Below are 4,973 nucleotides of genomic sequence, written 5' to 3' on the forward strand. Positions count from 1 at the left end.
AACCCGCCGAGTTCAGCGCCATGTTCTGCGGCTTGAACGGTGCCACCGCCACACCGCGCCGGTGCAGCCAGCGGCACAGCGCCGTGACCAGCGCGCTCTTGCCCGCATCGGAGGTGCAGCCCTGCACCATCAGCACGCGGGCGCTCATCGCAACACCTCACCCAATGTTTCGTTCAGCCGTCCAAACGCTGCGTCGTCGCCAGGCAGACCGAAGCGAAGACTGGCCGGCGTGTCGAACAGGCGAGTGAGAACGCCGCGCGAGGCCAATGCACGGTGCAGCGCGGCGGCGCGTTCGTTGCAGCACCACTGAAAGAACGCGCAGCCCGCCGTGGGTGTCAACCCGTGCCGCAGCAACAGCATCCGCAGGCGCTCGCTGGCCACATGCAATCGCTCACGCGCCGCGTGCTGCCAGACGCGATCGGCCAGCGCCAACTTCACCACGTGTCGCGCCGGTCCACTGACCGTCCACGGTCCCAAGCGGGCGTGCAGCGCATCGAGCAGCGTCGGCGCCGCGCAGACGAAACCCGTGCGGGCACCGGCGAGACCGAAAAACTTGCCCATCGAGCGCAGCACAATCAATCCTTCCGTCCCGGTATGGACGCACAGACTGTGCGCAGGCGAGGCATCCATGAACGCCTCATCGACGATCAGCCAGCCACCGCGTGCAGACAGCTCCGCATGCAGGCGCAGCAGTTGTGCCGTGTCGAAACGGTCACCGCCGGGGTTGTTGGGGTGAATCAGCACGATCACGTCATGGCGTGGCGGCGGCGTCAGCAAGGTCGCGGCGGCCATCACCTCGACGTCATGCCCTGCCCGTTGCCACGCCTGCGCATGTTCGGCGTAACCGGGCGCAATGATGCCCACGCGCGACGGCGGGCACAGCGTGGGCAGGGCCTGGATCGCCGCCTGCGAACCGGCCACCGTCAGCAGATGAGGTGCACCGTAATAGTCGCGTGCGGCCTCGATCAGGCCATCGTCATCCTCCGGCAAGCGCTGCCACGCGGCGGCCGGGATCGGCGGTACTGGCCATCCGAACGGACTGATGCCGGTGGACAGATCCAGCCACCGTTCCGGCGCAATGCCATGCTCGCGCGCCGCGCGCAACAGGCGACCACCGTGTTCAAGCATGTTGCAAGCCCTCGATCCATGCCGCCGCCACTACCAGCACCAGCAGCCATAACCCCACACCTTGACGCACCAAACGCAAGGCACGCCCGATCGCCTCGGCGTCGGCTGGCACGCCCTCGCCCAGTGCAGGTCGCGGTTCCCACACGCCGTGATATGGCGCGGTGCCGCCCAACTGCACGCCGAGCGCGCCCGCACCCGCCGCCATCACCGGGCCGGCGTTGGGGCTGTCCCATGCTGGCGCCTGGGTGCGCCAACTGCGCAGCGCGCGCCCGCTGTGACCGAGCAAGGCGTAGCTCAATGCGGTCAGTCGCGCGGGCAGATAATTCAATACGTCATCGATACGCGCCGCGGCCCAGCCAAAGTGGAGGTAGCGCGGCGTGCGGTAACCCCACATCGCGTCCAGCGTATTCGCCAGCCGGTACGCCAGCGCGCCCGGCGCGCCGAGCAAGGCGAACCAGAACAGCGCGCCGAACACCGCATCATTGCCGTTTTCCAGCACCGATTCGGTGGCGGCGCTGGCTACTTGTCGTGCATCCAGCGCGGCCGTGTCGCGGCTGACCATGCGCCCCACCGCGGCGCGCGCGGCATCGAGATCACCCGCCTGCAGCGCCACCGCCACCGGGCGTGCGTGTTCGCCAAGGCTGCGCAGCCCAATCGTCAGATACAGCAGCGCGGCGCTGAAACCGCCGCACAGCCACGGCGACAACGCCGCCAGCGCATGCGTTAGCCATGCGCACAACGTAACCAGCGGCACCACTGCCATGACCCAGGCAAGCACGCCGGCCGCACGTCGATTCGCATGGCCGCGCGCCTCGATCCAGCGCACCACACGGCCAAAGCCAATCAGCGGATGCGCGCGGCGCGGCTCGCCCAGCCAGGCATCCAGCAGCACCGCGGCAAGCATGGCCAGGGGCATGCTCATGACTGGAACAAGCCTGTCGCCGCGACCGGGTTCGACGGAAAATAGAAGTGCACGAAACTCGCCGTCATCCGCCGCTGGCGATACACCGCTTCCTTGCTCGGCCCCTTGTTCGGATTGACTGCCAGCGCCAGCGGTTCGACCGGAATGTCGGCGCGCGCATAGTGAAACGTGTGCCCGCGCAGACGGCCTTCGGGCAGCTCGACGCTTTGCAGACCCAGTCCGCTCAAGCGGGTCCGCATCACCGCATGGCCACGCAGCAAGCCCGCCATCGGCGCAGCGCTGCCGTCGCGATCGGTCAACTGATCCAGCGCGAACAACAAGCCACCGCATTCGGCCAATAGCGGTTTGCCCGCGGCCACATGCGCTTGCAGCGCTTGATGCAGGTCGGTGCATTGCGACAATGCCGTCAGGTGCAATTCCGGGTAACCACCAGGCAGCCATACCGCATCGCAATCGGGCAGTGCCTCGCCCGCCAGCGGCGAGAAGAACCTCAGCGTGGCACCCGCCGCACGCAACAGGTCGAGATTGGCCGGATACAAAAAGCAGAACGCCGCATCATGCGCAATCGCGATGCGCTGTCCCTGCAAGCAGCGCGGCACCGGCGCCAGCGCGGTATCGAGAAAATCGACGGCGGGCGGCAGCACCATGCTGGCGTGTTGCGCCCAGGCGTCGGTCAACGCATCCAGCCGCGCGTCGATGTCGTCCACTTCATCGGCGGCGACCAGACCCAGGTGCCGTTCCGGCAAAGCCAGCGCGGCGTCGCGCGGCAGTGCACCCAGCCAGGCGATATCCTCCGGAACACTCTCGCGCAGCAGTTGCGCGTGATACGCGCTGCCGATGCGATTGGCCGCCACGCCGTAGAGCGACACATCCTCGCGATAGCGTGCCAGACCGGTGGCCAGCGCACCGAAAGTTTGCGCCATCGCCGCACCGTCGATCACCGCCAGGATCGGCACGCCCAGTGTCGCGGCCAGATCGGCGCTGGACGGGCTGCCGTCGAACAAGCCCATCACGCCTTCGATCAGGATCAAATCCGCGTCGCCCGCCGCCGCATGCAGCCGCGCGCGCACGTCGGCCTCACCACACATCCACAGGTCAAGTTGATAGACCGGCGCGCCGCTGGCCCGCTGCAGCAGCAGCGGATCGAGAAAATCCGGCCCGGTCTTGAACACCCGCACCCGCCGACCCTGCCGCACATGCCAGCGCGCCAACGCGGCGGTAATGCTGGTCTTGCCCTGGCCCGAGGCCGGCGCCGACACCAGCAATGCGGGGCACGACACCGTCACAGCTCGATGCCCTTCTGCGCTTTGATGCCGGCTTTGAACGCGTGCTTGACCACGCGCATCTCGGTCACCGTGTCGGCCACTTCGACTAGACCGTCCGGCGCGCCGCGGCCGGTGATCACCACGTGCTGGTTGGGTGGACGCGCGGCCAGCGCGTCGATCACTTGCTGCAGCTGGATGTAATCCTTCACCAGCGCGATATTGAGCTCGTCAAGCAACACGAAATCGCACGAAGGATCGGCCAGCATTGCGGCCGCCACCTGCCACGCGGCCTGCGCCTTTTCGATATCGCGCGACTTGTCCTGGGTTTCCCAGGTAAAGCCCTCGCCCATCACGCGGTAAACCAGACCATCGCCCTCGAAGCGGCGGAAGAACGCCTCCTCGCCGGTGGAAAAACTGCCCTTGATGAATTGCACCACGCCGCAACGAAAGCCATGGCCCAGCGAACGCGCCAGCATGCCGAAGCCGGACGAACTCTTGCCCTTGCCGTTGCCGGTGTTGACCACCACCACGCCACGCTCGATGGTGGCGCGGGCAATCTTGCGATCGACCAGATCCTTCTTGCGCTGCATGCGCTCGCGGTGGTGCTGTTCGGCGGTGATCTCCTCGGCGCTCATGCGCCGCTGACCTGATGCCGCGGATGCCGTACCGCGATCCAGCACGCCAGCGAATGCACCGTGACAGCCACCCCGACATAGCCAGCCAGCGTGCCCAGCTTCTGCGGGTAGTAATGCACGATGCGTGCGCCGAAGTCGACCAGCGTTGGTGCGGGATAGCGGCCCGAGAAGAAGTAGAAGCCGCCGCCGGAGAACACGTACGCCACCAGAACCACCGTGGCCAGCACCAGAACCAGCCGCACCAGTCCTGCCAGGTCGGGCGCGTGCCATCGCGCCTGCAGGCGACCGGCCAGCCACAGGCTGGCGTAGGCCGGCAGCAAGGCCCAATACGCAGGCGACACGCACCACTGGCCGATGGTGCCGGCAGCCAGGCTGCCGAAATCCAGCAGCGAGGCCAGCGCGAACAGCGCGGCGAAAATCCACGCCGGCCGTAGCATCAATCCAGCCAGGAAGAACACCGCCCACGACGCGCTGGGCAGCGCGTTCACGCTGACAACGTGCTGGCCGCGCGTGCAGATCATCAACATGGCCAGCGCGATACCCGCGATCCAGGGCGCCGCCGCGCCTTGTAGCGGAAAGGCAGCGGTCGAACGAGAAACGCTGTTGTCGATCATGTCTCAAACTCCCGTCATCGTTGCGGTCGACCGACGCGACACCCGCGCCAGCACACCATGAATCGCCAGCGCCACCGCCACGTAAGCCAGCGTGGTACGCACGAACAGCGGCCCCCACTGCCACAGCCGCGCCACGTACTCGCTGAAATGCGGCTCCGCGTAACGACCACCCAGCCAGTAGAACGAACCGTTGGAAATGACAAACGATGCCGAAGCCGCCAGTACGGCCACGCCGCATGCCAGCAGCAGGGATCCCGTCGATGCCTGCAGCCGGCCCGCGTACCAGCGACCGCCGTACCACAGCGCCGCATACGCGACCGGCAAAAACGCGTACGCCGCGGTGATGCAGAAATCGCTGTTGCCGGTATAACCGACCGAAGCCCAGTCGACCGCCACCGCCAGTCCCTGC

General features: G+C 67.0%; 6 protein-coding genes and 1 pseudogene. All 7 read right to left on the bottom strand.

Annotated elements, in window-relative coordinates; all coding sequences use genetic code 11:
• Window positions 1–148, bottom strand: a pseudogene (locus RHOFW104R8_RS16990) (cobyric acid synthase CobQ); the annotation flags it as partial.
• Window positions 145–1,128 carry a threonine-phosphate decarboxylase CobD gene (gene cobD, locus RHOFW104R8_RS11145; RefSeq protein ID WP_068091767.1) on the bottom strand — a complete coding sequence of 328 codons (984 nt, stop codon included), beginning with the start codon at window positions 1,126–1,128 and terminating at the stop codon, window positions 145–147. The pseudogene RHOFW104R8_RS16990 and the gene cobD, both read right to left, overlap by 4 nt.
• Window positions 1,121–2,050, bottom strand: a complete 930-nt coding sequence (gene cbiB / locus RHOFW104R8_RS11150; protein ID WP_068091768.1) for an adenosylcobinamide-phosphate synthase CbiB — start codon at window positions 2,048–2,050, stop codon at window positions 1,121–1,123. The genes cobD and cbiB overlap by 8 nt, the downstream gene beginning before the upstream one ends.
• Window positions 2,047–3,336, bottom strand: a complete 1,290-nt coding sequence (locus tag RHOFW104R8_RS11155; RefSeq protein WP_068091771.1) for a cobyrinate a,c-diamide synthase — start codon at window positions 3,334–3,336, stop codon at window positions 2,047–2,049. The genes cbiB and RHOFW104R8_RS11155 overlap by 4 nt, the downstream gene beginning before the upstream one ends.
• Window positions 3,333–3,950 carry a cob(I)yrinic acid a,c-diamide adenosyltransferase gene (gene cobO / locus RHOFW104R8_RS11160; protein ID WP_068091774.1) on the bottom strand — a complete coding sequence of 206 codons (618 nt, stop codon included), beginning with the start codon at window positions 3,948–3,950 and terminating at the stop codon, window positions 3,333–3,335. Before cobO ends, RHOFW104R8_RS11155 begins: the two co-directional genes overlap by 4 nt.
• Window positions 3,947–4,564 carry a hypothetical protein gene (locus tag RHOFW104R8_RS11165; RefSeq protein ID WP_235604287.1) on the bottom strand — a complete coding sequence of 206 codons (618 nt, stop codon included), beginning with the start codon at window positions 4,562–4,564 and terminating at the stop codon, window positions 3,947–3,949. Before RHOFW104R8_RS11165 ends, cobO begins: the two co-directional genes overlap by 4 nt.
• Window positions 4,565–4,567: 3 nt before the next feature.
• Window positions 4,568–4,973: hypothetical protein (locus tag RHOFW104R8_RS17615; protein ID WP_068205436.1), on the bottom strand; the 406-nt coding region annotated here is incomplete at its 5' end.

Origin of the sequence: Rhodanobacter sp. FW104-R8 (assembly GCF_001617365.1) — a bacterium.
Lineage (GTDB): Bacteria > Pseudomonadota > Gammaproteobacteria > Xanthomonadales > Rhodanobacteraceae > Rhodanobacter.

Bases quoted from the DNA above. Each gene is read 5' to 3' on its own strand.
- cobD (WP_068091767.1), bottom strand. From the start codon at position 1,128: ATGCTTGAACACGGTGGTCGCCTGTTGCGCGCGGCGCGCGAGCATGGC.
- cbiB (WP_068091768.1), bottom strand. From the start codon at position 2,050: ATGAGCATGCCCCTGGCCATGCTTGCCGCGGTGCTGCTGGATGCCTGG.
- RHOFW104R8_RS11165 (WP_235604287.1), bottom strand. From the start codon at position 4,564: ATGATCGACAACAGCGTTTCTCGTTCGACCGCTGCCTTTCCGCTACAA.
- cobO (WP_068091774.1), bottom strand. From the start codon at position 3,950: ATGAGCGCCGAGGAGATCACCGCCGAACAGCACCACCGCGAGCGCATG.